At 44.8% G+C, this 1278-nt stretch carries 2 protein-coding genes; both read left to right on the top strand.

Annotated elements, in window-relative coordinates:
• On the top strand, positions 1 to 512 hold a 512-nt coding region (locus tag A3739_RS03505; RefSeq protein WP_068500335.1), incomplete at its 5' end, for a cyclin-dependent kinase inhibitor 3 family protein.
• Positions 513 to 549: 37 nt separating this feature from the next.
• Positions 550 to 1278 (top strand): cysteine hydrolase family protein (locus A3739_RS03500; RefSeq protein WP_156502313.1); only part of this gene is annotated, 729 nt, incomplete at its 3' end.

Raw genomic sequence — 1278 nt, 5'->3', positions numbered from 1 at the left:
AAATACACCCTCCAAACGCCAAAGGTAAAATTGGTTTAACCTTCTGCCCCGGTAAAATTTGCGACGGATTATATGGAGGCAGATGGGAGCGTGATCTAAACACAGATATAGAAGCGATCTTGGCCTGGGGCGGCAAAACGCTTATCACGCTAATGGAAACGCACGAATTTGAGATTCTTGGCGTAACTCAATTTCCTACGGCGCTCAAAAACTCACAACTTAACTGGTTACATATACCCATTAAAGATATGCAAGTACCTGATAGCACCTTCGAAGCCACTTGGGCAGAAAACAAAGCGCAATTATATGAAGCTCTCAAACATGGTGATTCTTTTGTTATTCACTGCCGCGGCGGACTAGGCAGAACAGGCCTATTGGCAGCACGTATATTAACTGAACTAGGGATAAACCCCGTAAAAGCTATCCAGTACGTTCGAGACGCGAGACCCAACTCTATAGAAACCTATGACCAAGAATGCTATGTTCTTGCTCAGGCTTGGAAGGCCATATAACAATAAATCTAGAATAATACTAAAGAGTAGATAAAGGATGTCAGCTGTACTTATTACTCAGTGTTTACAGAACGATTTCGTGAAGCCTCTTGCTTCGGGTGAACCACTCCCAAACCAACTACATGTCGGCCACGAAGAATCAAAGCGCTTAATCGGCGAAGATATCGATACAGGCCCTATCGGTCGTTTTATGGATTGGGCGAATGCTCAACCGAGCAACCAGCTAAACACAATTCATATTCGGGACTGGCATAATCCAGATTGCCCGGATCAGGCCAGTCACCTAGCCCAGTTCAAACCGCACTGCATTCAAAATACTAAAGGCGCCGACTTTATATTTAGTGCCAGCTCTTCCGAATCTACAATCATTAACAGCACCACGCTCAACGATTTTGAGGGCACTGAATTAAAAGCAACTTTGGACGAGTTTGATAAGGCCAATACTGACAGGCTTCGTATTGGGATCATAGGCGTATGGACTGAGGCAAAGGTCCTTTTCCTAGCCTACGAACTAGCAACTAGATACCCGAAGGCAGAGATCGCTATTTGCAGTGCCCTCACCGCTAGTTCTTCTCGCAGCCAACACTTTTTGGCATTACAACAATTAGAGCGTTTGGTGGGTGCAACAGTCGTTAATAGCATCGGCGAATTTATTCGCTTCCTAGGTGGCACCGGAACCACCATAACTAACAAATCAATAGACACATCACTCACGATCAAAACGTCTGGCGAGATGAATCTCGATCCCGAGTATGAATTTTTGATT

Source organism: Oleiphilus sp. HI0067, from assembly GCF_001635735.1.
The sequence above is the reverse complement of the archived record's forward strand: the minus strand, read 5'-3'. Positions and strand labels throughout refer to the sequence as shown.